The sequence below is a fragment of the Ferruginibacter sp. genome (assembly GCF_031430955.1).
In the GTDB taxonomy this organism is placed as follows: Bacteria; Bacteroidota; Bacteroidia; order Chitinophagales; family Chitinophagaceae; genus Ferruginibacter.
The window spans coordinates 1-1,551 of record NZ_JANPCM010000608.1 but is presented as its reverse complement, the minus strand read 5'-3'; the positions used below and the strand labels follow the sequence as shown (position 1 = coordinate 1,551).

Annotated in this window: 1 protein-coding gene; it reads right to left on the bottom strand. The window is 31.5% G+C overall.

The genetic code is table 11. From position 1 onward, the window contains the following. Positions 1-642 precede the first annotated feature (642 nt). The gene (locus tag ACY65O_RS17280; protein ID WP_462222110.1) at positions 643-1,470 is read right to left on the bottom strand and encodes a CvfB family protein; all 828 of its coding nucleotides are present in this window, start codon (positions 1,468-1,470) and stop codon (positions 643-645) included. Positions 1,471-1,551: the final 81 nt, after the last annotated feature.

Below are 1,551 nucleotides of genomic sequence, written 5' to 3'. Positions count from 1 at the left end.
ATGTATAAATTGGGCAATTAAATTTTAGTATTTTCCAAAAATAGTGATTAAATATAAACCTTCGCAATGGTTTTATTTGTTACTCAGAAACATTATATGTATTGACGGTGATAAGTGTAATTGAATTAAGATAAAATATTTATAAGCTGCTACCATATTCTTATATCAATGGAATAATGGCGATGTTTTAGAAATTTAAATATTAATTTTATTACTTTATAACATTAAACTCATATGCCTAAAATAATCAACTCAATTTTTGGTAAGAATGATTTTCCAGGTTGGATTATCGACCTAAATTGTATAAGTCTTATTGGTATTGTTATGTGGCCAATTATTTGTTTAGTATCATATGCAAGGCTTGGGGATTCAGAGTTTGCTCAATTAAGTAAATTGGAATATTTATTGATAATTTTTTATCCACTTATTTTGATAATTATAACTGCGTTAAGTTTTAAATTATTTAATTTCAGCAAAATTATTGCTGCAATTTTGCCTGTAATTGTAATACTATTTTATTTTTTCAGGATTTATCGTTCACTGATATACCATTTCAATGTAGAGTAAACATTTATATATGATTTTGTTACTCTTACCAATTTATTGGATTATTCTAATCAAATGTCGAAATTAAATTAGCATTTATACCAACCTAATCCCCGCCTTCTCCAAACTAATTTTCTTTTGTTTATATAAATTACCCACCGTCATTTTAAAAGTTTTTTTACTCATTCCAAAGAAGGAGTAAATTTCTTCAGGGTCACTTTTATCGTAATAAGGTAAATAGCCATCGTTCTCTTGTAACAGGCGCAATATTTTTTGTGTTTCATCTTCCACACGGTTGTAACCAGATTTACCAGCGGATACATCAATCTTATTATCAGGATAAATCTTTTTTATAAAACCTTTAAATTGATCTCCTGCGGTAATATCCCTGTAAATTTCGTTGTGGTGCAAAACGCCGGTGTGCAGGTTGTTGATGATAACAACATAACCAATATCGGTGCGGCGGTAAACGGTTAGGTTAACTTCATCCAAAACTTTTACGGTTAAGGCATCATTACTTAAAAACAGTTCTATTTTTTCAGTTGCGGCAAGGCGACCTGTTTGTTCATCTAAATAAATTTTTACCAGATACTCGCCGTTGGGTATCATGCCACGCTGCTGTTTGCTTTTGGGTACAAAAATATCTTTCATCAGGCCATTATCTAAAAAGGCACCTTGCGGTGTTACACTTATTGTCCGCAGTTTTACAATATCACCCAAAATACCTTTAGGTTTTTGAGTAGTTGCAATCAGGCGGTCTTCGCCATCATGGTATAAAAACACATTTATGTTATCGCCAATTTTTATATTTTCGGGCATAAAACGTTTAGGTAATAAAATCCCTTCTGCGCCATCATCTAAATAAACCCCAAATGCTACTTCCCGTATTACTTTTAATGTATTGTATTCGCCAACTTTAATCATAATTACTTGTATTGCGGTAAAGGTAAGTTTTTTACCTCCATCAGCTCTAAACACCTAAACTTCTAAACTTTCTCCACGCCT